20 protein-coding genes are annotated in these 26,310 nt (G+C 67.4%); 5 read left to right on the top strand and 15 right to left on the bottom strand.

What is annotated here, in order from left to right:
• The first annotated feature begins 120 nt into the window (after nt 1–120).
• Both WI26_RS06515 and galU read left to right on the top strand, forming a co-directional pair.
• Nucleotides 121–2,988, top strand: a complete 2,868-nt coding sequence (locus tag WI26_RS06515; protein WP_069225512.1) for a valine--tRNA ligase — start codon at nt 121–123, stop codon at nt 2,986–2,988.
• An 87-nt stretch (nt 2,989–3,075) separates the two neighbouring features.
• Nucleotides 3,076–3,960 (top strand): UTP--glucose-1-phosphate uridylyltransferase GalU, encoded by an 885-nt coding sequence (galU, locus tag WI26_RS06510; protein WP_059467689.1) that lies wholly within the window; start codon nt 3,076–3,078, stop codon nt 3,958–3,960.
• A gap of 59 nt (nt 3,961–4,019) precedes the next feature.
• On the opposite strand, the gene WI26_RS06505 is transcribed toward galU, so the two are convergent.
• The 7 genes from WI26_RS06505 to WI26_RS06475 form a co-directional block, all read right to left on the bottom strand.
• The gene (locus WI26_RS06505) at nt 4,020–4,634 is read right to left on the bottom strand and encodes a DUF4136 domain-containing protein (RefSeq protein ID WP_069225511.1); all 615 of its coding nucleotides are present in this window, start codon (nt 4,632–4,634) and stop codon (nt 4,020–4,022) included.
• Between the two features lie 37 nt (nt 4,635–4,671).
• On the bottom strand, nt 4,672–7,059 hold the full coding sequence (locus WI26_RS06500; RefSeq protein WP_069225510.1) for a CHASE2 domain-containing protein: 2,388 nt from the start codon (nt 7,057–7,059) through the stop codon (nt 4,672–4,674).
• A gap of 10 nt (nt 7,060–7,069) precedes the next feature.
• Complete coding sequence (locus WI26_RS06495) at nt 7,070–8,431, bottom strand: FecR family protein (protein WP_069225509.1); 1,362 nt, start codon at nt 8,429–8,431, stop codon at nt 7,070–7,072.
• The gene (locus WI26_RS06490) at nt 8,428–9,132 is read right to left on the bottom strand and encodes a response regulator transcription factor (RefSeq protein WP_006402120.1); all 705 of its coding nucleotides are present in this window, start codon (nt 9,130–9,132) and stop codon (nt 8,428–8,430) included. Before WI26_RS06490 ends, WI26_RS06495 begins: the two co-directional genes overlap by 4 nt.
• Before the next feature lie 263 nt (nt 9,133–9,395).
• A complete protein-coding gene (locus WI26_RS06485; RefSeq protein ID WP_069225508.1) occupies nt 9,396–9,824 on the bottom strand; it encodes a peptidase in 429 nt (142 codons plus the stop codon).
• A 232-nt stretch (nt 9,825–10,056) separates the two neighbouring features.
• Nucleotides 10,057–10,284, bottom strand: a complete 228-nt coding sequence (locus tag WI26_RS06480) for a sulfurtransferase TusA family protein (protein WP_006753156.1) — start codon at nt 10,282–10,284, stop codon at nt 10,057–10,059.
• A 128-nt stretch (nt 10,285–10,412) separates the two neighbouring features.
• Nucleotides 10,413–11,348 (bottom strand): LysR family transcriptional regulator, encoded by a 936-nt coding sequence (locus tag WI26_RS06475; protein ID WP_059467694.1) that lies wholly within the window; start codon nt 11,346–11,348, stop codon nt 10,413–10,415.
• A 108-nt stretch (nt 11,349–11,456) separates the two neighbouring features.
• Here WI26_RS06475 and WI26_RS06470 point away from each other — a divergent pair, with 108 nt between their 5' ends.
• Nucleotides 11,457–12,977, top strand: a complete 1,521-nt coding sequence (locus tag WI26_RS06470; protein ID WP_069225507.1) for a CoA-acylating methylmalonate-semialdehyde dehydrogenase — start codon at nt 11,457–11,459, stop codon at nt 12,975–12,977.
• 62 nt (nt 12,978–13,039) lie between these two features.
• Here WI26_RS06470 and WI26_RS06465 read toward each other — a convergent pair whose 3' ends face one another.
• The 8 genes from WI26_RS06465 to WI26_RS06430 all read right to left on the bottom strand — a co-directional run bounded on the left by WI26_RS06465 (nt 13,040) and on the right by WI26_RS06430 (nt 22,057).
• On the bottom strand, nt 13,040–13,924 hold the full coding sequence (locus WI26_RS06465) for a MurR/RpiR family transcriptional regulator (RefSeq protein WP_069226363.1): 885 nt from the start codon (nt 13,922–13,924) through the stop codon (nt 13,040–13,042).
• A gap of 268 nt (nt 13,925–14,192) precedes the next feature.
• A complete protein-coding gene (locus tag WI26_RS06460; protein ID WP_069225506.1) occupies nt 14,193–15,365 on the bottom strand; it encodes a Gfo/Idh/MocA family protein in 1,173 nt (390 codons plus the stop codon).
• 54 nt (nt 15,366–15,419) lie between these two features.
• Nucleotides 15,420–16,346 carry a TIM barrel protein gene (locus tag WI26_RS06455; protein WP_069225505.1) on the bottom strand — a complete coding sequence of 309 codons (927 nt, stop codon included), beginning with the start codon at nt 16,344–16,346 and terminating at the stop codon, nt 15,420–15,422.
• A gap of 59 nt (nt 16,347–16,405) precedes the next feature.
• Nucleotides 16,406–17,419: a Gfo/Idh/MocA family oxidoreductase gene (locus WI26_RS06450; RefSeq protein WP_059467698.1), complete on the bottom strand. Its 1,014-nt coding sequence runs from the start codon at nt 17,417–17,419 to the stop codon at nt 16,406–16,408.
• 63 nt (nt 17,420–17,482) lie between these two features.
• Nucleotides 17,483–18,397 (bottom strand): sugar phosphate isomerase/epimerase family protein, encoded by a 915-nt coding sequence (locus WI26_RS06445; RefSeq protein ID WP_069225504.1) that lies wholly within the window; start codon nt 18,395–18,397, stop codon nt 17,483–17,485.
• Nucleotides 18,398–18,434: 37 nt separating this feature from the next.
• A complete protein-coding gene (locus WI26_RS06440) occupies nt 18,435–19,460 on the bottom strand; it encodes an ABC transporter permease (protein WP_069225503.1) in 1,026 nt (341 codons plus the stop codon).
• A 27-nt stretch (nt 19,461–19,487) separates the two neighbouring features.
• Nucleotides 19,488–21,062: a sugar ABC transporter ATP-binding protein gene (locus tag WI26_RS06435; protein ID WP_059467701.1), complete on the bottom strand. Its 1,575-nt coding sequence runs from the start codon at nt 21,060–21,062 to the stop codon at nt 19,488–19,490.
• Nucleotides 21,063–21,130: 68 nt separating this feature from the next.
• On the bottom strand, nt 21,131–22,057 hold the full coding sequence (locus WI26_RS06430) for a sugar ABC transporter substrate-binding protein (protein ID WP_059508810.1): 927 nt from the start codon (nt 22,055–22,057) through the stop codon (nt 21,131–21,133).
• 307 nt (nt 22,058–22,364) lie between these two features.
• On the opposite strand from WI26_RS06430, the gene WI26_RS06425 reads away from it, so the two are divergent.
• Both WI26_RS06425 and iolD read left to right on the top strand, forming a co-directional pair.
• Nucleotides 22,365–24,323 carry a bifunctional 5-dehydro-2-deoxygluconokinase/5-dehydro-2-deoxyphosphogluconate aldolase gene (locus WI26_RS06425; protein ID WP_069225502.1) on the top strand — a complete coding sequence of 653 codons (1,959 nt, stop codon included), beginning with the start codon at nt 22,365–22,367 and terminating at the stop codon, nt 24,321–24,323.
• 46 nt (nt 24,324–24,369) lie between these two features.
• Nucleotides 24,370–26,253, top strand: a complete 1,884-nt coding sequence (gene iolD / locus WI26_RS06420; RefSeq protein WP_069225501.1) for a 3D-(3,5/4)-trihydroxycyclohexane-1,2-dione acylhydrolase (decyclizing) — start codon at nt 24,370–24,372, stop codon at nt 26,251–26,253.
• The last annotated feature ends 57 nt before the right edge of the window (nt 26,254–26,310 follow it).

Raw genomic sequence — 26,310 nt, 5'->3', positions numbered from 1 at the left:
CCGCGTTGCGCGCCCCCTGCCACCTGCCCGCGCCGGCAAGCGATGGCTGGCCGATGTGCATCCATTTATAATTGACAGATTCGGCATCCAATTCACGCATTTTTCGGCAGATTTCCAACCATGAGCGACAGCACGCTTGCGAAGAGTTTCGAGCCCCACACCATCGAGTCCCAATGGGGGCCGGAGTGGGAAAAACGCGGCTATGCCGCCCCGGCATTCGATCCGGCACGCCCGGATTTCGCGATCCAGCTGCCGCCGCCGAACGTCACCGGCACGTTGCACATGGGCCACGCGTTCAACCAGACGATCATGGACGGTCTCGCCCGTTACCACCGGATGCTCGGCGAGAACACATTGTGGGTGCCCGGCACCGACCACGCGGGGATCGCGACCCAGATCGTCGTCGAACGCCAGCTCGATGCGCAGGGCGTATCGCGCCATGACCTCGGCCGCGAGAAGTTCGTCGAGCGCGTGTGGGAGTGGAAGCAGCAGTCCGGTTCGACGATCACCGGCCAGGTGCGCCGTCTCGGCGCATCGACCGACTGGTCGCGCGAGTATTTCACGATGGACGACAAGATGTCGGCCGCCGTGCGCGACGTGTTCGTCACGCTCTACGAACAGGGCCTGATCTACCGCGGCAAGCGCCTCGTCAACTGGGATCCGGTGCTGCTCACCGCGGTGTCGGATCTCGAGGTCGCGAGCGAGGAGGAAAACGGCCATCTGTGGCACATCCGCTACCCGCTCGTCGACGGTTCGGGTTCGCTGACCGTCGCGACCACGCGCCCGGAAACGATGCTCGGCGACGTCGCGCTGATGGTTCACCCGGAAGACGAGCGCTACGCGCATCTGATCGGCAAGCTCGTCACGCTGCCGCTGACGGGCCGCGAGATTCCGGTGATCGCCGACGACTACGTCGACCGCGAATTCGGCACGGGCGTCGTGAAGGTCACGCCCGCGCACGACTTCAACGACTACCAGGTCGGCCTGCGCCACAACCTCGCGCCGATCGAGATCCTAACGCTCGACGCGAAGATCAACGACAACGGCCCCGAGCAGTATCGCGGCCTCGACCGCTTCGACGCGCGTAAGGCGATCGTCGCCGATCTCGACGCGCAGGGCTTCCTCGATTCCGTGAAACCGCACAAGCTGATGGTGCCGCGCGGCGATCGCACGGGCGTCGTGATCGAGCCGATGCTGACCGACCAGTGGTTCGTCGCGATGACGAAGCCGGCGCCGGAAGGCACGTTCAACCCGGGCAAGTCGATCACCGAAACGTCGCTCGACGTCGTGCGCAACGGCCAGATCAAGTTCGTGCCGGAAAACTGGACGACCACCTACTATCAATGGCTCGAGAACATCCAGGACTGGTGCATCTCGCGCCAGCTTTGGTGGGGCCACCAGATTCCCGCATGGTACGGCGAAAACGGCGAAGTGTTCGTCGCGCGCAACGAGGAAGAGGCGCGCGCGCAGGCCGCCGCGAAGGGCTATGCCGGCGCGCTCAAGCGCGACGAGGACGTGCTCGACACGTGGTTCTCGTCGGCGCTCGTGCCGTTCTCGTCGCTCGGCTGGCCGAACGAAACGCCTGAGCTGCAGCACTTCCTGCCGTCGTCGGTGCTCGTCACCGGCTTCGACATCATCTTCTTCTGGGTTGCCCGGATGGTGATGATGACGACGCACTTCACCGGCAAGGTGCCGTTCCATACCGTCTACGTGCACGGCCTCGTGCGCGACGCGGAAGGCCAGAAGATGTCGAAGAGCAAGGGCAACACGCTCGACCCGATCGACATCGTCGACGGCATCGACCTCGAAACGCTGGTGGCGAAGCGCACGACGGGCCTGATGAACCCGAAGCAGGCCGCCACCATCGAGAAGAAGACGCGCAAGGAATTCCCGGACGGCATCGCCGCGTTCGGCACCGACGCGCTGCGCTTCACGATGGCGTCGATGGCGACGCTCGGCCGCAACGTGAACTTCGACCTCGCGCGCTGCGAAGGCTATCGCAACTTCTGCAACAAGCTGTGGAACGCGACGCGCTTCGTGCTGATGAACTGCGAAGGCCACGACTGCGGCGCCGACAAGCCGGAAGTGTGCGGCGCGGGCGACTGCGGCCCCGGCGGCTACCTCGACTTCTCGGCGGCCGACCGCTGGATCGTGTCGCTCCTGCAGCGCACCGAGGCCGACATCGCGAAGGGCTTCGCCGATTACCGCTTCGACAACATCGCCACCAGCATCTACAAGTTCGTGTGGGACGAGTACTGCGACTGGTATCTCGAACTCGCGAAGGTGCAGATCCAGAACGGTACGCCGGAGCAGCAGCGCGCGACGCGCCGAACGCTGCTGCGCGTGCTCGAAACCGTGCTGCGCCTCGCACACCCGATCATTCCGTTCATCACCGAGGCGCTCTGGCAGAAGGTCGCACCGCTCGCCGGCCGTTACCCGCAAGGCAAGAGTGAAGGCGAAGCGTCGCTGATGACGCAGTCGTATCCGGTCGCGAACCTGCAGAAGATCGACGAGGCGTCCGAACAATGGGCAGCCGACCTGAAGGCGATCGTCGACGCATGCCGCAACCTGCGCGGCGAGATGAACCTGTCGCCGGCGACCAAGGTGCCGCTGCTCGCGGCCGGCGACGCCGAGCGCCTGGGCTCGTTCGCGCCGTACGTCCAGGCGCTGGCCCGCCTGTCGGAAGTGCAGATCCTGGCCGACGAAGCGACGCTCGACCAGGCGGCGCACGGCGCGCCGATCGCGATCGTGGGCCCGAACAAGCTGGTACTGAAAGTGGAAATCGACATTGCGGCCGAACGCGAGCGCCTGTCGAAGGAAATCGCGCGCCTGACGGGCGAGATCGGGAAGTGCAATGCAAAGCTCGGCAACGAGGCGTTCGTCGCGAAAGCGCCGCCAGCCGTGGTCGAACAGGAGCACAAGCGCGTAGCCGAATTCCAGAGCACTTTGGACAAGCTGCGCGCACAGCTCGATCGGTTGCCTGCGTAACAAACAGTAAGGTCGTTTGCGTTCACTATAATCGGAACGTGAACATAGACTGTCTGACAAGTCGATTACAGGAATAAAGGTTCGATCATGTTGAAAGTCACCAAGGCGGTATTCCCCGTTGCCGGTCTCGGCACGCGGTTCCTCCCGGCAACGAAGGCGAGCCCGAAGGAAATGCTGCCCGTCGTCGACAAGCCGCTCATCCAGTACGCGGTCGAGGAAGCGATCGCCGCGGGCATCACGGAGATGATCTTCGTGACCGGTCGCAGCAAGCGCGCGATCGAGGATCACTTCGACAAGTCGTACGAAGTCGAGGCCGAACTCGAGGCGCGCGGCAAGGAGAAACTGCTCGAGCTCGTGCGCAGCATCAAGCCGAGCCATGTCGACTGCTTCTACGTGCGCCAGCCGGAAGCGCTCGGCCTCGGCCATGCGGTGCTGTGCGCGGAGAAGCTGGTCGCCGACAACCCGTTCGCGGTGATCCTCGCCGACGACCTGCTCGACGGCAACCCGCCCGTGATGAAGCAGATGGTCGACGTGTTCGACCACTATCACAGCTCGGTGATCGGCGTGGAAGAGATCCCGCCGTCGGAGACGAAGTCGTACGGCATCGTCGACGGCAAGGAGTGGGAAGAGTCGATCGTCAAGATGTCGGCGATCGTCGAGAAGCCGGCGCCGGAAGTCGCGCCGTCGAACCTCGGCGTGGTCGGCCGCTACATTCTGAAGCCGCGGATCTTCGAACACCTGCGCGCGCTGAAGCCGGGCGCGGGCGGCGAACTGCAGCTCACCGACGCGATCCAGGCGCTGCTCGCCGACGAACAGGTGCTGGCCTACAAGTATCAGGGCACGCGCTACGACTGCGGCAGCAAGCTGGGCTACCTGAAGGCGACGGTCGAGTTCGCACTGCGCCACCCGGAAGTCGGCGCCGAGTTCGACGCGTACCTGCGCGCGCGAGCCAACGGGCAACCGGCCGCCTGAACGCGCCACGGGCCGGCCTCGCCCGCGCGGCGAGCCGCCCTCACCTCACGGCCGGCGCGTCAGCGCGCGGCGGCCGATTTCACCGAGACGACGCCCGGCATTGCGCCCGCGTCGTCTTTTTTCGTCTTCACGAGCCAGCCGCCTCCCTGCTCGAACGGCAGCTTCGCGAGCGCGCTCTTCACGAGCGTCGGCGCGGCCTGCTGCGTGCCGGCATCGCGATCGCGCATCGACGCCGACACGCGATAGACGTCGGCGCCCGACTTCGCATCGACGAAACGCAGCGTCAGCACGTGGCGGTACACCTTGCCGGCGAACGGCAGCGCCAGCGGGGCCGGCCCGTCGACGGTCACGCACGCGCTGCTTGCCGCGCCGCACTGGTCGGCCATCGTCGCGACCGACGCCGGCTGCGTCGCGTACGCGATCGACAGCCGGTAACGCGCGGCCTGGCCAGACTGCGCGTCGAAGCCGCGGTGCGCGAGCTCGTCGCGCACGAGCGTCTCGATCTGCCGGTATTCGGCATCGCCGGCCTGAGCGGCCGTGCGAACGAAATCGTAATCGTGCGCACCGGATGCGAACGCGTTCGGCTGCCCGAGCGCGCTCACGCCGGTCGTGACGCCGGCGCAGCCCGTCAACAGCGCCACCGCCAGCGCGGTCGCTGCCCATTCCTTTCTCATGACTTCCCCCAAATGCCTGCCGTCGTGCCCGGCCCTGTCAGGCGGACGGCTCGTCGATCGCGGGCAGCGACACCGTCACCGCGGTGCCGACACCCACTTCGCTGTCGACCGTCACGCTGCCGCCGTGGCGCGTAACGACCGTCTTCACGAATGCCATGCCGAGCCCCGAGCCCGAGATTTCGGGCCGCTCGCCCGCATGGAATCGCTTGAAACGCTCGAACAGATGCCGCTGATCTTCCGGCGCGATGCCGTACCCCTGATCGCGAATCGTACAGAACATCCGCTTCGATGCATGCTCGACCGTCAGCGTACACGTGATCACCGTGTTGGACGGACTGTATTTGACTGCATTGTTCAGCAGGTTGACGAACGCGCGCGTGATCAGCGAGCGGTCGGCGCGCGCCCAGCACATGTCGGTGCCGACGTCGGTCTCGATGCGGATGCGCTTCGCCTGCGCCTGCGGCCAGACTTCGTCGCTCGCATCGATCAGCACGTCGACGAGGCTGGTCGGTTCGAGCTGATACGCCTGCGACTCCGCGCGCGCCAGCTGCACGAACTCGTCGGCGAGCGACAGCGCACGGTGCGCGTACCGCTCGATCCGCGCGAGCAGCCCGCGCATCGCTTCCGTTTCGACGCGATCGCGCTCGATTTCGACGAGCGCGAGGATCGACGACTGCGGCGAGCGCATGTCGTGCGACAGCAGGTGCAGCGCCTCCTCGCGCTGCCGCTCGGCCGCGTGCAGCTCGGTCACGTCGACGAGGCCGGCAATCCAGCCCGTCACGCGGCCCTGCGCATTCGTACACGGGGCGTAGCGTAACAGATGGTCAAGCCCGTTGCGATCGCGCACCTCGATGCCGCGCGCCATCGCTTCGTCTTCGGCCCCGAGCGTCGGGTCGAGCGCGTCCGGCCAGTGTTCGCGGATCGTGACGTCATGTTCGGCGTTGCCGTCGACGGTCTTCATGAAAGTCAGCTCGCCGAGCGCGGCGCGCAGCGGCCGCCCTTCCGGCAGAGGCAGCGCGAGGCGCGCCCCGTAGCGCTTCGCCGCATGGTTCGCGATCAGCACGGTCCCGGCCAGGTCGGTGACGAAGATCGGCTCCGGCATGCTGTCGAGGCTGTCCCAGACGAAGCGCTTCATGTCCTGCACGCGCTGCGCGGCCTGCGCCATCAGCGCCATCTGCCGTTCGAGCACGTCGCCGCCGACGCTACGCGTGCGTGGCGCCTCGGGCAGCAGGTGCGGCTCGTCGGCCAGCCGCTGCAGTTCGCGACGCAGGTACGACATCGTCATTTCCAGGCGCCGCCAGTTCCAGATCGGGTACACGGCGATCAGCCCGAAGATCGCCGGCGCGGGCGACAGCCACACGCGCGCCTCGAACAGCAGCGCCATGCTGGCGACGACGGACAGCGCGGCCAGGCTCAGCGTCAGCAGCAGCGCACGCCACGGCGACAGCATCAGGAAACCGCCCAGCAGCACGGCAAGCGGCAGCAGCGATGCGGCGAATAGCCACGCACGAGACGCGGGCAGGATCGCGCTGCCCGTGGTCAGCATGTCGAGCACGTTCGCATGGATGTACACGCCGGCAAGCGGGCCGAAGTCACCCGACACCGGCGTCGCGAAGCGGTCGTAGAGGCCCGATGCGGTCACGCCGACGACGACGATCTTGCCGCGCAGCGCGTCGGGTTTCACGCGCCCTTCGAGCACGTCGTCGAACGACAGCGTCGCATAGGCGGGCGTATTGCGACTGAACGGGATCAGGTAGCGACCCTCGCCGCTCGCGTCGCGCGACAGGTCGTGCGCATTCGCGCCGGGCACGCCGCCGACCGGATGCAGCCGGCCGGCCTGGATTGCCCGATAGACCGGCACCATCAGTTGCGGCCAGCGCACGCGTCCGTCGCTTTCGAACAGCGCGACGCTGCGCACGATACCGTCGGGATCGACTTCGAGATTGATGTGGCCGAGCCCCATCGTGCGTGCCGACAGCTCCGCCACCGGCGGCTCGACGGTGCGCGTGCCGTCCGCCTGCTCGGGGCTCAGCAAGACGGGCAGGAAAGTCGGCACGTGGGTCATTGCATCCGCGAACGCGCGATCCTCCGGCGACTGCTCGGTAAACAGCACGTCGTAGACGACCGCGGCCGGCTTCGCACGCGCCAGCGTGTCGAGCAGCCGCGCGTGCACGCTGCGCGGCCACGGCCAGCGGCCGAGTGCGGACACGCTCTGGTTGTCGATGTCGACGACGACGACGTCGGGCGACAGCGGCAGGCTGCGCAGCATCAGCAGCCGGTCGTAGATGAGCCCGTCGACGCTCGACGAGAACCGGCCGAACGCGCACGCGAGGATCACCGCGATCCCGAGGCAGCCGATCGCGATCCACTCGATCAGGAAGCGGCGGCCGAGGCGCCGCCGCGGGGAAACGGAGTCGGTTTTCATGCGCCGCGGGTCAGCGCGACAACGTGAACGCGCTGACCGGACTCGTCTTCTGATAGAACTTGCCGCCTTCGAACTCCTCGACCGTCACCGCCCAGTAATAGTCGCCGGGCGGCAGGTGCGCGACCGTGATCCTGCGCGCCTGCAGGCCCATCTGGTCGACGACCGGCGCGCTCAGGTCCTTCGAGCGCGACAGCACGAACCGATAACGCGCATCCTTGCTCGCGCCATTCGGCGACCAGCGGAACTCATAGCCGTTCGGGCCGGCCGACGCAGTTGCGTCGAGCCCCATCAGGCGCCGCTCGAACGCATAAATGTGCGGCACGCCTTCGAGGCCGTTGTCGTCGATCGCGGCAATCCGGACGAAGTACGTACCGTTCGGCACGTCGCGGAACACCGCGCGCGACGAAACGGTGCGCGTTTCGCTGAACAGCTCGAGCATGCCCGCGTCGCGCGCGAGTTGCAGGTGATAGGCGTGCGCATGCTCGAGCGGCGCGATGTCGAACGCGATGTCGGACTCGTCCTGCACCTTGTCGGGATGTGTGAGCGCAGGCGCCGGCAGCAGTTGCACGGGGGTACCGACCGCGCCGGACGACGTCGAGACGCTGCCGAAGTTCGCATGCACGAGCGTCGGGTCGGCCGGCTGCTGCTTGCCAGCGACGCCGACGGTGCCGTCGAGCACCTCGACGCGCGTCGCCGCGTTGCCGGCGGCGTCGTAGTTCACGCGGAACCGCGTGCCGCGCACGCCGGCCACGACGGACGGCGAGCGAATCTGGAAGCGGTCGTCGCGCTTCTTCAGATGCGTGACGTCGCTGTCGACGGAGCCGCGCGTGAGTTCGAATTCCCGATCGAGCGTGCCGGTCAGCACGGTGCGGCGCAAGGTCTTCAGGTCCAGCTGACTGTCGGGCGGCAGGCTCATGTGCGTGCCGTCGGCCAGTTCGAGCGTCAGGAAGCCGTTCCCGCCGGTGCGCACGCGATCGCCCTCGGCGAGCGTCGCGTCGTTCACGAGCGGCGCATACGCGCCGCCGGATGCGCGCTCGACCGTGCCCTGCACCGCGACGACGCGCGCGGTCAGCTTTTCCTTGCGCAGCCGCGCGACAGGCAGCTTCAGCGCGACGCCGGACTGCAGGTGCTTCGGCGCGGGCACGCCGTTGATCTGCTGCAGCAACTGCCAGTCGTCCGGGCCCTGCAGATAGCGCGCGGCGACGTCATACAGCGTGTCGCCGGCATGCGTGCGGTAGACGACCGTCTTGCCCACGGCAGCGGGCGGCTGCGCGACGGCCTGCTGTGCCGCGAACGCGAACGCGACCGCGCACGCCGCGCGCAGGGCCACCGTGCACAAACGCGCCGTGCGCTGCGTGATTCGCTGGGTCACTCCGGTTCTCCCTGACCGACCCGCTCGAGCCGGTAGCCGTAGCCGTAGATCGGCGCGAGGCGATAGCCGTTTTCCGGCCGCAGGCCGAGCTTCGTGCGCAGCATCGAGATGTGCGTGTCCATCGTGCGCGACGGAATGTCGGTCGCCTGCTTCCACACGAGATCGAGAATGTGCGCGCGCGACAGCGGTCGGTCGAGGTGCTGGAACAGCAGCAGCGCGAGCTCGAATTCCTTCTGCGTGAGGCTCACGGCCTTGTCGCCGACATACGCCTGCTTCAGGTTCACGTCGAAGCGGAACTGGTCGAACTCGCGAACGGTCGCCTCCGCGTTGACCGGATACGCGCGGCGCAGCAGCGAGCCGATGCGCGCGCGCAGAATCGGGCCCGACACAGGCTTGACCACGTAATCGTCGGCGCCGGCGTTGAGGATCTGCGTGATCCCTGCCTCGTCGTCGCGGCTCGTCATGAAGATGATCGGCAGGCTGTGCTCGGTCTGGTTCGCCCGCACCCATTTGAGCACTTCCTCGCCGGACATGTCCGGCACGTTCCAGTCGAGCACGAGCAGATCGAACGTCTCTCGCTGCAGACGCTTCTTCAGGGCCTTGCCTTCCTTGAACGCATAGCATGTATGGCCAGCGGCCGTCAGCGTTTGACTGACGAAATCCGTCTGGGCCGGATCGTCATCCAGTACAGCAATTCTCATAGCACCCCGCAAATCGAAATCGATTCGTCCAGTTCAGCTCCCCGCGCTCACCCCGCGCAGCACGCGCGCGGCCCCCAACACCGGCCGACGAGCCGTCGATTGCCGAACGCGCGACCTGCGCGGCACGGCCCCCCGGCAACATATCTCAAAAACGGGGCACGGACGAACCGGCGATTTCATCATAGTAGTATGAAATTCGCCAAGAAATTGCGCGGACTACGGTCCTTTATTCGAATAATCCTTCCCGTCGCGCGGTCGCGCGCCTAGTCGGGGCTCGCGTTGCCGGCCATCGGCTCGGCCAGCCGCGCGACCGGGAATACCTCCGGCTGCCGCGGCATCGGCTGCCCCAGCATCCGCTCCAGCTGGCCGCGCACGCGCTCCCACGCCGGCGCCACATAGTCGGGCTGGCTCGCCGCCCACGCCTGCGCGAGATCGAACACGCGCCCAATCGTTGCGCCGCAATACGTGAGGCCCGCGCCGTCCTCCTGCGCGACGCCGCGCAGCCGTTCGTCGAGCGACTCCGCGAGCCATGGCATCTCGGCCGCCGCCGAATCGGCATACGCCTCCAGCGCGGCACGCGCGTGGCGATCCTGTTGCGGGTCGAGCTCGATCCGGCTCAACCCCGCCGCGCGTGCGGGCGCGATGCATTCCGCTGCGGACGGACTTCGAATGGTCCCTGGTCTGAAGGACATGTCCTCTCCCCGTTTGTACAACGGTAGCGTCAGGCATGGCCCCCGTGCCCGCCTCGTATGACGTACCGTGGCCGGCGCATCCATCCGAGACGGACGACCGGCCGGGTCAGTATACGCAGCCGGCCGTGCGACGAGGTTTAAGAATTGTCAGAGGTGTCGGAGGAGGAGGCGCGGGCGGGCCGCGACGGGCGCTGCCCGTGCGGGTGCCGCAAGCGGCGCGTGATGCGGGCCGTCAGCGGCGGCGCATCAGGAACACGAACGTCTTGTCCTGGGTCGTCACTTCGACGATCTCGTTGCCCGTCTGCTTCGCGAACGCGGCGAAATCGCGCTGCGAGCCCGGATCGGTCGCGAGCACCTTGAGGATCTGCCCGCTCTCCATATCGGCGAGCGCTTTCTTGGCGCGCAGGATCGGCAACGGGCAATTGAGCCCGCGCGCGTCCACTTCCTTGTGAATCTGCATCGGCTGTCGACCTTCGAATGACGCGCCACACGGGCGCGGGAGGAAGCGGCGATTTTACCGCAGCGCGGCCACCCCTGCCCGTGCGGCCAGGCCCCGGCCATGCGACGCGGCGCGCCCGGCCTCGCCTGTCAGGCGCCCGAGAAACCGCCCGCGAGTCGCTCGCGCAAGTGCCGCACGAGCGCGCGAACCGCGCTCGGCACGACCGTGCTGTACGGCCGGATCGCGAAGATGTGGTCGCCGAACGCGCCCGACGGTCGCCAGCCGTCGAGCAGCGCGACGAGCCGCCCGGCGTCGAGGTCGCGCCGCGCGCTGAAATCCGGCAGGAGTGCGATGCCGAGCCCGCCGAGCGCGGCCTCGCGCATCGCCTCGCTGTTGTTCGCCGCGAAGCTGCCGCGCACGGGCACGCTCACGCGCTGGCGCCGACGGCCGTCCGGCTCGAAGCTCCAGGCCGCCGGTTCGTTGTCGCGCAGGTAGCACAGACAGCTGTGGTCGACGAGTTCGCTCGGGTGGCGCGGCGTGCCGCGCGCGTCGAGGTAGTCCCGGCTCGCGACCAGCAACGAACGCGTGTCGCACAGCTTCCACGCGACGTGGGTTTGCGGCGCGGTCGTCGTATGGCGGATCGCGAGGTCGAAACCCTCCTGCGTCAGCGAATGCAGCCGGTCGGACAGATCGAGTTCGATATGCACGCCCGGATGCTGCCGCAGGAAATCGGGCAAGTGCGGCACGACCTGCTGGCGCCCGAGCGCGACGGGCGCCGTCACGCGCAGCAGCCCGCGCGGCTCGCCGGCCAGGTCCTTCACGCGAGCGAAGTGCTGGCCAATCGATTCGAACGCGTCGCGCGTGCTGTCGACCAGCGTCTGCCCCGCGTCGGTGAGCCGCACGCTGCGTGTCGTGCGCCGCACCAGCGGCACGCCGGCCGCCTTCTCGAGATCGGCGATGCGCTGACTCATCGCGGCCTTGCTGATGCCGAGCCGCTGCGCCGCGGCCGTGAAACTGCCTGCCGCCGCCAGCACCGTCAGCGAATGGATATGCGGCCAGAGCGCCTGGACATTTTGCTGATTCATTCGATGATTATTCAGAATTCTGAACAGTGAATCAAGCTGCGCGGCCTTCTCCCGCCCCGCCGCTTTGCCTAGACTAGGTTCCGCCCACCCCCATCCTCAGGAGACACGATGAATCCGGTTCCCGCCTACACGTCCGACGCCGACGTCGGCCACTATGTCGACGGCACGCCCGTTGCCGGCCGCAGCGGCCGCTTCCAGGACGTCCTCAACCCGGCGCTCGGCCGCGCTGTGCGCCGCGTCGCGCTCGCCGGCGACGACGAGGTGCAGCAGGCCGTCGCGTCCGCCCACGCCGCTTTCCCGGCCTGGGCCGCCACGCCGCCGATCCGCCGCGCCCGCGTGCTGCACCGCTTCCTGCAGTTGATGAACGAGCACCGCGACACGCTCGCGGCGATCATCACGGCCGAGCACGGCAAGGTGTTCTCCGACGCGCAGGGCGAAGTCGCGCGCGGCATCGACATCATCGAATTCGCATGCGGCGTACCGCAGTTGCTGAAGGGCGACTTCACCGACCAGGTCAGCACCGGCATCGACAACTGGACGATGCGCCAGCCGCTCGGCGTCGTCGCCGGGATCACGCCGTTCAACTTCCCGTGCATGGTGCCGTGCTGGATGTTCCCGGTCGCGCTCGCGACGGGCAACACGTTCGTGCTGAAGCCGAGCGAACGCGACCCGTCGGCGGCGCTGTTCATGGCCGACCTGCTGACGCAGGCCGGCCTGCCCGCCGGAGTGTTCAACGTCGTGCAGGGCGACAAGGGCGCGGTCGACGCGCTGCTCGACCACCCGGACGTGCAGGCCGTGAGCTTCGTCGGCTCGACGCCGATTGCGGCCTACGTGCAGCAGCGCGCGGTCCAGTCGGGCAAGCGCGTGCAGGCGCTCGGCGGCGCGAAGAACCACCTCGTCGTGATGCCCGATGCGAACATCGAGCAGGCGGTCGACGCGCTGATCGGCGCGGCGTACGGCTCGGCGGGCGAACGTTGCATGGCGATCAGCATTGCGGTGCTGGTCGGCGACGTGGCCGACCAAATCGTGCCGGCAGTCGCCGAGCGTGCGCGCAAGCTGGTGATCGGCGACGGGATGTCGCCGGAAGTCGAGATGGGTCCGATCGTCACCGGCGACGCGCTCAAGCGGATCGAAGGCTATATCGAGCAAGGCGTCAGCGAAGGCGCGCAACTGGTGGTCGACGGGCGCGGGCTGCGCGTGCCGGGCCGCGAGGCGGGCTTCTTCACCGGCGGCACGCTGTTCGATCATGTGACGCCCGACATGCGCATCTACAAGGAAGAAATCTTCGGGCCCGTGCTCGGCTGCGTGCGCGTGAAGGACTTCGGCGAAGCGGTCGACCTGATCAACGCGCACGAGTTCGGCAACGGCGTCGCGTGCTTCACGAGCGACGGCGGCATCGCGCGCGAATTCGCGCGGCGCATCCAGGTCGGCATGGTCGGCATCAACGTGCCGATTCCCGTGCCGATGGCATGGCACGGCTTCGGCGGCTGGAAGAAGAGCCTGTTCGGCGACATGCACGCGTACGGCGAGGAAGGCGTGCGCTTCTACACGCGCCAGAAGTCGGTGATGCAGCGCTGGGCATCGAGCATCGGCAAGGGCGCCGAGTTCGCGATGCCGACCGCGAAGTAAGCGCGATGGCCATGCCGCCCGCCGGATGTGCCCGCGGGCGGCACGCATGCGGAAGGCCGGCGTCAGCCGGCCTTCGTGCCGTGGGCGCCGTCGGTGGTCGGCAGGTACGACAGCTCGAGCCGGTATGCGAGCGCCACGAACAGGCTCTGCGCGAGGCCCATCGTCGCGGTCAGCGCGCGAAACCCGAACGTCGCGCTGTCCTGCACCATCAACGTCACCTCGGCCTCGCGCGCGAGCGGGCTCATCCGGCTGTCGGTGATCGCGATCAGGCGCGCGCCGCGCTGCACGGCCTGCTGCGCAACCTGCACCGTCTCTTCCGCATACGGCATGAACGAGATCACGATCATCACGTCGCCCTCGCGCACCGACCGGATCTGCCCGAGATGCATGCTGCCAAGCGCGCTGAACAGGCCGATGCGCTTGTCGGTGTGCTGCAGCGCGTAGTCGAGATAGACGGCAATCGGAAACGCGCGGCGCGAGCCGGCGATCCAGATCGCCTGCGTGTCGGCGAGCAGGTCGACGGCCTGCGCGAGCGCCTGCGGGTCAAGCGTCTGCCGCAACTGCTGCATCCCGGCAATGCTGCCCTTGATGAATTCGTCGGCGATCTGCTCGGGCTGCAGGCTGGACGAGCCCGATTCGATCACGTCGCGCAATCGCAGGTTGTACGCGCGGCCCGGCGCGATCTGCTGGGCCAGGCCCTCGCGGAACAAGCGCTGCATCTCGGAGAAGCCGGAGAAACCGAAATGCTTCGCGAACCGCACGACGGCCGACGGCTGGACCCCGCATGCCTCCGCAAGCGACTGGATCCCCTCCAGGCCAAGCTGGTCCCGATGCGTTTCCACGTGACGCGCAATCGCCTTCAGACGATTGCTGAGACCGTCATACTCGTGCGCCAGATGCTGCAGGAACTGCTCGACGGTGGCGGGAGGTTTCTCGGATGAACTCATCGGATAGCGCGAAGTTGACGGCCCCGATGCGCGCGCGATACCGACGCGCACCGCCCGGGACTCACCTGTATACATGCATGAAGGGCGAATTTAATCACGTTTGCGGCACAAACCGCGCCGCACGCTCGCTCCCACGCGCTCGATCATCACCTGCACACGCTCCATGGCGATACTGGAAACGATTTTCCAACGCTCACGCCGTGCCGTGAAGATCAGGACGTTTACCGACGCGGCCGCCGGCCGATGCCGCGCATCGGCCGGCCATGGCTCAACGATAGTCGACCCACACGCCACCCGCCTCGGCGGACCGCACGCAGTTCTCGACCCAGCGCACGCCTTCGACGCCAGCGTGCACGTCCGGGAAGCGGATGTGCTTCAATGCCTGCGCGTCGCCGCGGTCGGCCGCATCCATCGCGAGTGCGAAACGCGCGTACAGGTTCGACCATGCTTCGAACAGCCCTTCCGGATGCCCGGCGCCGATGCGGTCCTCGCGCAATGCGTGCGGATGCAGATAGCCCATTCCGCGATCGAGCACCTGCGCGGGTTGCCCCTGGATTTCGTAGCGCAACTGGTTCGGATGCTCGTCCCACCATTCGACGCTCGCCCTGGAGCCGATCACGCGCACCTTCTGCCCGTGCATCGAGCCTGCGTTCACCGCGCTCGACCATACGTAGCCGATCGCGCCGGTGTCGTATTCCATGATCGTGAACGCATTGTCCTCGAGTGGCGCGCGGCTCTTCACGAAGCTTTGCCGCGAGCACATCAGCCGGCGGATCTTCAGCTCGGGCGCCATCACTTCCGAGATGTACAGCGGGTGCGTGCCGATGTCGCCGAGCACGTAGCTCGGACCCGCGAATTTCGGGTCGACGCGCCAGCGGGCGGCCGCGCTCGCGGCCTCCACGCCCTCGCTGTGAAAGCCGTGCGCGAACTGCATCTGCACGATGCGGATCTCGCCGAGATCGCCGCGCGCGATCATCTCGCGCGCCTGCTCGATCATCTGGTGACCTGAATAGCCGTACGCGACGCCGACGATGCGATTCTTCTCGATCGACAACCGCTGCAGCGCCTCGGCCTCCTCCGTGGTGAAGCACAGCGGCTTCTCGCAAACCACGTGCAGCCCGGCGTTCAGCGCCGCGCGGCAGATCTCGAAGTGCGTGTTGTTCGGCGTCGCGATCGACACCGCGCGAATGCCGTCGGCGCGCTTCGCCTCGGCCTCGAACATCGCCCGGTAGTCGGGGTAGCAGCGCTCGGCGTCGACGCCGAGCTTCACGCCGAACTGCCGCCCTCGCTCGGCATCGATGTCGAATGCGCCGGCGACCAGCCGGAAACTGCCGTCGCGCAATGCGGCCGACCGGTGGCTGTAGCCGATCTGGCTGCCGAGCCCGCCGCCGACCATGCCCCAGGGAATCGAATGTCCGAGCAGAATCTGTCCGTCGATCATGATTGTCGTGTTCCTGTCCGTGTTCAGATGTTCAGAAGTACCAATCGCCGCCGCTCACGCGAATCCGGCCGATGCGAGAAACGCGCGGCTCGCCGCGACGTCGCGCAGGCTCGTGCCGGCATTGCGCGGATCGCGCTCCTGCTCGATCGTGATGGTGCCGGCATAGCCGATGTCGTCGAGCGCGCGACGGATCGCGCGGTAGTCGAGCACGCCATTGCCGATCGGACACATCACGCCGCGCGCGCAGGCCGCGAAGAACGCGATGTGCTCGCCCATCACCGCGTCGTACACGGCCGCATCGATATCCTTGAAATGCACGTAGTCGAGCCGCGCCGCATGACGGCGCAGCCACGTCTCGGGATCCATGCCCGAGTAGTACAGATGGCCGGTGTCGAGACACAAGCCGGCAGTGTCGGCCGCGATGTCCGCGACGATCCGGTCGATCTCGTCCGCGAACTCGATGTAGCCGCCCGCGTGCGGATGAATCACCGCGCGCACGCCGAATTCGTCGCGCGCGACGGTCGCGATTCGGTGGATATGGTCGACCATGCATGCCCAGCGTTCTTCTGACAGCCGTGGTGCGCGATCGGCATGGCCCGCCGCGTAGTCGCGTTCCGCGTGTCCCCAGTCCATCACGACCAGGTATGGCCCCGCATAGCGCTGGCCGTGCTGCGTCGGCAAGGTCGGCAACCGCGAGATCAGCGCACAGATCTCGCGCGTCTGGCGCAGCAGGTTCGGCAGGTTCTCCGGCGACACCAGATCGTCGAAGATCGTGCCGGCGGTGATGCTCAGGCGCTGCCGGTCGAGCTCGGCGCTCACCACGTCGAGCTCGAGCGGGATATAGCCGTATGGCCCGAGCTCGATGCCCGAGTAGCCTGCCTGCGCGGCCTCGGCAAGCACGTGCCGCCACGGCGGCAGGTGCGGGTTGTTCACGTCGTCGACGCCCCAGCAACAGGGTGCGCAGCCGATCTTCATCGTCATGTCGGTCGGTCCCGTGGGAAAGCGGCGCGTCGCCGTGTGCGTGGCGACGCGGCCGCGGATCAGGCGCGATAGAACGCCGGGCGTTCGGCCATTGCGATCGGCTCGACCGCCCCGCTCTTTTGCGCACGCACGCAAGCGTCGGCCGCCACTGCCGCCGCGTAGCCGTCCCATGCGGACGGACCGGTCAGCGCGCCGTGCCGCACGCCGTCGATGAATGCCTGCAGCTCGACGTCGTACGACGCGATGAAGCGCTCCTTCCAGTCGGTCATGATCTCGACCGATTGGCGCGCCGCGTGCTTGAGCCCGACGGCCGGCGGATCGGGCAGCTTCGCGATGCCGTTCTCGCCGACGACCTCGCACTGGATGTCATAGCCATACTGGCAGTTGACGAAGATCTCGACGTCGATGCGCACGCCGCTCGCGGTTTCGAGCAGCACGATCTGCGGATCGGCGAGATGCGCGCTCGCGTGACGCGTCTTCTTCGGATAGACGACCTGCGCGGTCGCATAGTCTTCGTCGAGCAGCCAGCGCAACACGTCAAGCTCGTGGATCAGCGTGTCGGTGATTGCCATGTCGGTCGTGTAACGCTCGCCGACCGACTGGTTGCGGTGCGCGCAATGCAGCATCAGCGGCGCGCCGATCTCGCCGCTGTCGATCACACGCTTCAGCGCGCGATAGCCTTCGTCGTACGGCCTCATGAAGCCGACCTGCACGAGCCGGCGGCCGTGCGCGACCTCGGCCTCGACGATCCGCATGCAGCCATCGGCCGTCACCGCGAGCGGCTTCTCGCAGAACACCGGCTTGCCGTGCGCGATCGCGTCGAGCACGAACGCTTCGTGCGTCGGCCCCCATGATGTGACGAGCACGGCCTCCACGTCGGCGGCCGCGACGACTTCATGACCGTCGCCGTAGATTTCCGCGTCGAGCCCGTACTTCGTCACCGCATCGCGCGCCTGCTGCGGATCGATGTCGTTGACGGCCACCACGCGCGCGCCGGACAGCGTGCGCGTGAGCCTGCGGATATGGTCCTGGCCGATCGCGCCGCAGCCGATCACGCCGATTTGCAAGGTCATCCGGATATCTCCAGTCTGTCGTTCATCAACGGCACGGCCCGTGCCGTGCCGGTCATTCATGAGTCAGCGCGCCGCCGCGCGCTCGAAATGGCGATCGACGTAGCGCTGGATCGTGTCGCGCATGTAGCGCGACGACGCCTCCGCGCGGTCCTCCCACGCAAACACGCACGACGACATCACGCCGTCGAAGCCGGCATCGCCAAGCGCGCGGAAAAAATTGTCCCAGTCGATCTCGCCCTGCCCGATGTCGAGATGCTGGTGCACGCGGATCTGGTTCGAGCCGGGCGGGTTCACGATGTAGCGCAACTGGCTGCTCTTGCGGTGATCGAAGGTGTCGGCCACGCGCACGTGCGCAAGGATCGGCGCGGCCTGCGCGATCATCGCGGCCATGTCGTCGCCGTAGTAGAACGTGTGCGGCGCGATGTACGACAGCTTCAGCGATGGCGAATCGATGTTCGTGACGATGTCGATCGCCGGCTGCAGCTGCTCGATCCAGTCCTCCGGATGCGGCTCGACCGACAGCACGATGCGTTCGCGCTCGAGGATCGGCAGCAGCTCGTCCATCGAACGGAACCATGCGGCTTCGCACAGCTCCTTCGGATTCGCGCCCGGCCGCTCGCCGACCGAGCGCTCCGGCGACGCGCCGCGCCCGAACTCGGACACCATCAGCGCGCACTCCATCTCGAGCGCGACCTCGATCGCCTTTTTCCAGCAGCGCACCGCCCATTGCCGCTCGTCCTCGAACGGGCTGGCCCAGCGGTACATCGGCTGAAGCGACGCGAGGCCGACGCCGCTCGCACGCAGCGCTTGCCGGAACGCGCCCATGCGCTCGCGCGTCGCACGCGGCATCACCCACCAGTCGAGAAAGTCGCTGCGCGGCGACAGCTCGATCTGGTCGTAGCCGAGTTCGGCAACCGCGTGCGGCAGCCGATCGAGCGGCAGATGGCGAATCATGTAGGGATCCAGAGCGATCTTCATCGTCTTCCCGGGCGGCTCCGTATTCGATCGTCGCAGGTCAGCGACGGGACTTCTTGTTGCGGTACTGGTCGGCGATCACGGCCGCGACGATGATCGCGCCCTTGACCATCTCCTGGTAATACGCGTCGATCCGGATGAACGTGAAACCCGAGGTCATCACGCCGAGGATCAGCACGCCGATCACGGTGCCCGTCACGCGCCCGAGGCCGCCCGACAGCGACGTGCCGCCGATCACGACGGCCGCAATCGCGTCGAGCTCGTACATCACGCCCATGCCCGACTGGCCGGAGATCGCACGCGCGGCCGTCACGGTGCCGGCGATCCCGCTCAGCAGGCCCGCGATCGCATAGACGAACACCAGGTGGCGCGTCACGTTGATGCCCGACACGACGGCCGCGTGGCGGTTCGCGCCGATCGCATACGTGTACTTGCCGAAGCGCGTGTAGCGCAGCACGACGTGGAAAATCGCGGCCACCACGACGAAGATGATCACCGGGTTCGCCCCCGCGCCGATCGCCGCGAACTGGTCGGTCAGCATCGACACCGGCATCCCGTTGGTGAACCATTTCGCGAAGCCGCGCGCGGCGACCATCGTGCCGAGCGTCGCGATGAACGGCGGGATCCCCGTCAGCGCGATCAGCGAGCCGTTCAGGAGACCGACCAGCAGCCCGACGCACACGCCCGCCAGCACCGGCCAGATGACCGGCAGGTCGGTCAGGTGCGGGAACACCGCGCGCGGAAAATCGGATACCTGTGCGAGGCTGGCCGACACGACGGCCGCAGCGGCAACGACCGACCCCGACGACAGGTCGATTCCGCTGGTGATGATCACGAGGTTCACGCCGACCGCGATGATGCCGATCACGGCCATCTGCAACACGATGATCTCGAGCCGCTCCGCGTTGAACAGGAAGCTCTGGCCGACGACGATCCAGCCGATCACCTCGAAGAACAGGCTGATGCCCACCAGCACCATGAAGATGCTCAGTTCGGGCGGCCACTTCGCGTGCCGCGTCTTGATCGTCATGGACTGCGCGTCCGCGACCGGATTCAGGTTGCCCATTTCAGTTGTCTCCATGCTTGTTGCGGCTCAGCGCGAAGCCAGGTCCATGATGCGGACCTGGTCGGCGTCCTTGCGCTCGACGATGCCGGTCATCCGGCCTTCGTGCATCACCATCACGCGGTCGCTCATGCCGAGCACTTCCGGCATTTCCGACGAGATCATCAGCACCGCGACGCCCTTGCCGGCGAGCGCGCTGACGAGCCGGTGGATCTCGGCCTTCGCGCCGACGTCGATCCCGCGCGTCGGTTCGTCGAGGATCAGGATGCGTGGTTGCGTCAGCAACCATCTTCCGATCAGCACCTTCTGCTGGTTGCCGCCCGACAGGTTTTGGATTTCCTCGTGCAGCCCCGGCGTCTTCACGCGCAACATCCGGCTCATTTCCTCGCAGTCGCGCTTCAACTGCGCCTGCCGCACGAAATTGAACTTCACGTAGCGATTGCTGAGCACCGCAGCTTCCATGTTCGCGAGCAGGTCGAGATTCAGGAAGCAGCCGGTGTCCTTGCGGTCCTCGGTGAGGAACGCCATCCCGTGCTTCATCGCCTGCGCGGGCGTGGAAATTCGCACCGGCTTGCCGTCGATCAGGATCTCGCCCGAAGTCGCCGGCACGACGCCGAACAACGCCTCCGCGACGTTCGAGCGCCCCGAGCCGACGAGGCCAGCGACACCGAGAATTTCGCCCGCGCGCAACTCGAAGCTGACGTCGCGGAACACGCCGTCGACGCCGAGATTCCTTACGGCCAGCACGACGTCGCCGATCGGCACCTCCTCCTTCGGGAACATCTGTGTAATCTCGCGGCCGACCATCATCCGGATGATGTCGTCGCGCGTGACGTCGGTCGACGCATGCGTGCCGATGTACTTGCCGTCGCGGAACACCGAGAATTCGTCGGCGATCTCGAACAGCTCGTTCATCTTGTGCGTGATGTAGACGATGCCCTTGCCCTGCTCGCGCAGCTGGCGAATGATCCGGAACAGGTGCGTGACCTCCTTGTCGGTCAGCGCCGAGGTCGGCTCGTCCATGATCAGCACGTCCGAGTCGAACGACACCGCCTTCGCGATCTCGACCATCTGGCGGCTCGCGACCGTCAGCGTGCGCACGTCGGCCTCGGGGTCGATGTCGATCGACAGCCGCTCGAACAGTGCGGCCGTGCGGCGGCGCAGCTCGGCGTGATCGATCAGGCCGAAGCGATTCTTCGGTTCGCGGCGGATCCAGATGTTCTCCGCGACCGTCATGTACGGCATCAGGTTGAGTTCCTGGTGGATCATCGCGATCCCGCGATCGAGCGCGTCGAGCGGGCCGTTCAGCACGACCGGCTCGCCGTTGATCAGGATCTCGCCCTGGTCGGGGGTGTAGACGCCGGCGATGATCTTCATCAGCGTCGACTTGCCTGCGCCGTTCTCGCCCATCAGCGCATGCACGGTGCCGCGGCGCACGCGGAACTGCACGCCGTCGAGCGCGACGACGCCGGGAAACGACTTGCCGACGCCGCGCACCTCGAGCAGGCAATCGGCAGCGGGCGCACCGGACGAACCCGATGCGCCGAACGAGGCGGCCGGCGCGCTTTCGCTGGCCATCGAGCGCGCCATCCTGGCTGTAAACATGGACGTTCCTCGAAAGTCACACGCGAACCCGGACGCGCCGGGCTCGCGCAGTTCAGCGGAAAAGCCGGTCAGTGCTTCGCGTACTGGCTCATGTTCTCCGGCGTGACGAGCTCGAACGGCACGTTCACGTAGCGGTCGACCGGCTGCTTCTTCGCGAGCTTCAGCGCGGTCGCGACGGCCTGCGCGCCCTGCCCGGCCGCGTTCTGGTACACGGACACCTTCAGCTCGCCGCTCTTCATCGCCGCGAGCCCGTCCGGCGTCGCATCGATGCCTGCGACGACCGTCTTCGGCGTCAGCTTGCGCGCCGCCTTCAGCGCGTTGATCGCGCCGATCGCCATCTCGTCGTTGTTCGATACGATCGCGTCGAACTTCGTGCCGGAGCTCAGCCAGTTCATCGTGATGTCCTGGCCCTGCGTGCGGCTCCACTTGCCTTCGCGCTTGTCGACGATCTTCATGCCGGAACAGTCCTTGGTCGCGATCACGTCCTCGATGTCCTTGGTGCGCGCACGCGCCGACTCGTTGGACAGCTCGCCCATCAGCACGAGGATGTCGCCCTTGCCGCCGAGCAGCTTGCAAACCTGGCGCGCCTGCAGCGTGCCCGACTGCTTCTCGTCGGACGCAACCACCGCGACGCCGGCCGGCAGCTTGTCGAAATCGACCGGCTTGCGGTTCACGTAGACGAGCGGAATCTTCGCGGCGGTCACCATCTTCGTGATCTTCGGCGTCGCGTCGGTGTCGACCGCGTTCACGATGATCGCGTCGACTTTCTGCGCGATCATGTTCTGGACCTGGCTCAACTGCTTGCCGACGTCGTTGCCGCCGTCCTCGATCTGCACGGTCGCGCCGTCCTTCTTCGCCGCGTCGCCGATGCTGTTGCGCAGGATCGTCAGGAACGTGTCGTCGAACGATGCCATCGTCACGCCGATCTTCTCGGCATGCGCGAGCGGCATGGCCAGGATCGCGGCGGCCGCGGCGGCCATCAGCTTGGTCTTCATGATCACTCTGTCTCCTCATCTCCGGGGGCGGAAAAACGGCGCGTTGCGCGCCGCCGGGCCGAGTCCGATAACGGACTGAAGCATCCGGATGAAACTGTAGATCACTTCCTCGAAAATTTGGAAATTTATTTCTACGTGATTTCACCTAGGGAACAGGATTTCCAAAAAGTCTAGACTCCGTTCCGTAGCCCGATTCCTCGCGGCAGGCGCGCTCGTGTCGTGCCGCGCACGTGACGCATTGCCGTCAGGGATCGGCCCCCCAATCTGCCGGCAACGCCGACCGCCGGCCGCGAGCGTGATACGTGATATGAGCCCGTTGAACTTCCCGACTGACCGCCCCATCGATCTCGCCTGCCTCGGCCGCGTCGCCGTGGATCTTTACGCGCAGCAGTACGGCAGCCGCCTGGAGGATGCGCGCAGCTTTCAGATGTATCTCGGCGGCTCGTCGGGCAACGTCGCGTTCGGCGTCGCCCGCCTCGGGCTGAAGACCGCGATGATTTCGCGCGTCGGCGACGAGCAGATGGGCCGCTTCGTGCGCGAGACGCTCGAGCGCGAAGGCTGCGACACGAGCCAGCTGCAGACGGATCCGGAACGGCTGACCGCGCTGGTGCTGCTCGGTCTGAAGGATCGCGACACGTTCCCGCTGCTGTTCGTGCGCGAGAACTGCGCGGACATGGCCGTGCGCGCCGACGAGATCCGCGAGGACTTCATCGCCGGCTGCCGCGCGCTCGCGATCACTGGTACTCATCTGTCGACGCCCGGCACCCGCGAGGCGTCGCTGACCGCACTCGGCTACGCGCGCCGCCACGGCGTCGTGCGGATCCTCGACATCGACTACCGGCCGGTGCTGTGGGGATTGACCGCGCGCGGCGCGGGCGAGAACCGCTACGTGCCGGACGCGCAGGTCACGCGGCAGCTGCAGCAGGTGCTCGGCGAGTTCGACCTGCTGGTCGGCACCGAGGAGGAATTCCTGATCGCGGGCGGTGTGCCGCACGACCTGATCGCGTCGCTGCAGGCCGTGCGTCGCGCGAGCGGCGCGGCGCTGGTGGTCAAGCGCGGTGCGCTCGGCTGCTGCGTGATCGAGGGCGACATCCCCGCACGCATCGAGGATGCGCCGACCTTCCACGGCGAACACGTCGAAGTCCTGAACGTGCTCGGCGCGGGCGACGCATTTCTGTCGGGCCTGCTGTCCGGGCTGCTGCGCGGGCGCGACTGGGCCGAATCGACACGCATCGCGAACGCATGCGGCGCGATCGTCGTGTCGCGCCACGCGTGTTCGGCCGCGATGCCGACGCCGGCCGAGCTCGCACACTGGTTCGGCGGCAGCCGCAATCCGCAGGTGGACGCCGACCGTACGCTCGCGCACCTGCATCGCGTGACAGTGCCGCGCCGCGAATGGGACGACCTGTGCGTGATGGCATTCGACCATCGCAGCCAGTTCTACGAACTCGCGGTGCAGGCCGGCGCGGACGAAACGCGGATCAAGACACTGAAGCGCCTGCTCGTGCGCGCGGCCGAACAGGTCGAACGCGATCGCCATATCGAAGGCCATGTCGGTGTGCTGATCGACGGCGGCGCATACGGCAGCGACGCGCTCGCATCGGCCACCGGCCGCGGCTGGTGGGTCGGCCGCCCCGTCGAGCTGCCCGGCTCGCGGCCGCTCTGCTTCGACGATACGCGCTCGGTCGGCTCGTCGCTCACGCACTGGCCGACCGAGCAGGTCGTGAAGTGCCTCGTCCACTACCACCCCGACGACGACGTCGACCTGCGCGTCGCGCAGGAGCAGCGCGTGCTGGAGCTGTGGGAAGCGACCCGCGCGAGCGGCAACGAGCTGCTGCTGGAAATCATTCCGCCGCGCGCGGTCACGCCGGCCGGCACCGAGGACGACGCGGTGCTGCGCACGGTCGCGCGCTTCTACAACCTCGGCGTGATGCCCGAGTGGTGGAAACTCGCGCCGATGAGCGCCGACGGCTGGGCGCGGCTCGAAACGCTCGTTGCCGAGCGCGACCCGTACTGCCGCGGCGCGGTCATCCTCGGGCTGAACCAGCCGCTGCAGTATCTCGTCGACAGCTTCCGCTCGGCGACCAATCCGATCGTCAAGGGCTTCATGGTCGGCCGTACGCTGTGGGCCGATGCGTCGCTGCACTGGCTCGCCGGTCGCATCGACGACCAGGCGCTGATCGACGAAGTGGCCGGCAATTTCGCGCAGCTGGTCGACGCATGGCTCGGCCGCCGTGCCGCCGCGCGCGCCGCGGCCGCAGCCTGATGCAGATGTCCGTGATGACCACCCGACTCCTCCTGATCGACAGACGATGACCACCACCGTGAGACTGACCGTGAGCCAGGCGCTCGTGCGCTACCTGGCCGCCCTGCGCGCCGAAGTTGTCCAGCCGGACGGCCGCACCGAAATCCTGCCGTACTGCGGCGGCGTGTTCGCGATCTTCGGGCACGGCAACGTGGCCGGGCTCGGCGAGGCGCTGCACGCCGAAAAGGAGCGGCTGCCGACGTTGCGCGCGCATAACGAGCAAGGCATGGCGAATGCGGCCATCGCGTTCGCGAAAGCGAATTTCCGCCAGCGGATGATGGCCGCAACGTCGAGCATCGGCCCCGGCGCGACCAACATGCTGACCTCCGCCGCGCTCGCGCACGTCGGCCGGCTGCCGCTGTTGCTGCTGCCCGGCGACGTGTTCGTGTCGCGGCTGCCCGACCCGGTGCTGCAGCAGGTCGAGGATTTCGAACAGGGCGACGTCAGTGCGAACGACTGCTTCCGGCCGGTGACGCGCTACTTCGACCGGATCACGTCGCCGGAACAGCTGCTCGTCGCGCTGCCGCGCGCGATCCAGGTGATGACCGATCCCGCCCAATGCGGGCCGGTGTGTCTCGCGCTGCCGCAGGACGTGCAGACCTTCGCGTACGACTGGCCCGAGGACTTCTTCGCGCCGCCGGTGATCCGCATGCGCCGGCCGCCGGCCGACGCGCTCGAACTCGCGGATGCGCTGGACGTGCTGAAGGCCGCGAAGAAGCCGCTGATCGTCGCCGGCGGCGGCGTGCTGTACAGCCAGGCATGGGACGCGCTGCGCACGTTCGCCGACACGCACGGCGTGCCGGTCGCCGAATCGCAGGCCGGCAAGGGCAGCCTCGCGTGGGACCACCCGCTGAACCTCGGCTCGATCGGCGTAACGGGCTCGCCTGCCGCGAATCGCGCGGCCGCGCAGGCCGACGTGGTGTTCGCGGTCGGCACCCGCCTGCAGGACTTCACGACCGGCTCGCACGCGCTGTTCGGCAACGCGACGCTGCTGAGCCTGAACGTGCAGGCGTTCGATGCAGGCAAGAAACGCGGCCGGCAATTGATCGCCGACGCACGCACCGGCCTCGGCCAGCTGTCGGCCGCGCTCGCGGGCTGGCAGGCGGATGCGGCGTGGACCGCCGCGAACCGCGACCAGGCCGCCGCGTGGAATGCGCGCGTGACCGAACTGACCACACGCGTGCCGAAGGACACGTTGCCGTACGACGCGGAAGTCATCGGCGCGGTGCGCGACTCGGCGGCCGACGCCGGGCGCGACAGCGCGCGCGACGATCTCGTCGTGTGCGCGGCCGGCACGCTGCCGGCCGAACTGCACAAGCTGTGGCGCAGCGGCGTGCCCGGCAACTATCACATGGACTACGCGTACTCGTGCATGGGCTACGAGGTCGCGGGCGGGCTCGGCGCGAAGCTCGCGCGGCCCGAGCGCGAAGTGATCGTGATCGTCGGCGACGGCTCCTACATGATGCTCAACGCGGAGCTCGCGACATCCGTGATGCTCGGCCGCAAGATCATCGTCGTGATCCTCGACAACCGCGGCTACGGTTGCATCGAGCGGCTGCAACTGAACTGCGGCGGCGCGAGCTTCAACAACATGCTCGACGACTGCGTGCCCGAAGGCGGCGAACGCTCGACGATCGACTTCGCGATGCATGCGCGCGCGATGGGTGCAGAAGCCGTGCACGTGCGCGACGTCGCCGAGCTGCGCCACGAGATGAAGCGCGCGCGTGCGGCGAAGACAAGCCAGGTGCTCGTGATCGACACGACGCATCAGCGCACGACCGCGGACGGCGGCGCGTGGTGGGAAGTCGCGGTGCCGCAGGTGTCTGCGCGCGCCGGCGTCGAAGCGGCGCATCGCGCGTATCTCGACGCCAAGACGCGGCAGCGGCACTGACACGCTCGCCCTTTCAATCCTCCGCCCGCGGCAACAATATTCGAACCAAGGAAGCAA

This window comes from Burkholderia diffusa (assembly GCF_001718315.1).
GTDB classification, from domain to species: Bacteria; Pseudomonadota; Gammaproteobacteria; order Burkholderiales; family Burkholderiaceae; genus Burkholderia; species Burkholderia diffusa_B.
The sequence above is the reverse complement of the archived record's forward strand: the minus strand, read 5'-3'. Positions and strand labels throughout refer to the sequence as shown.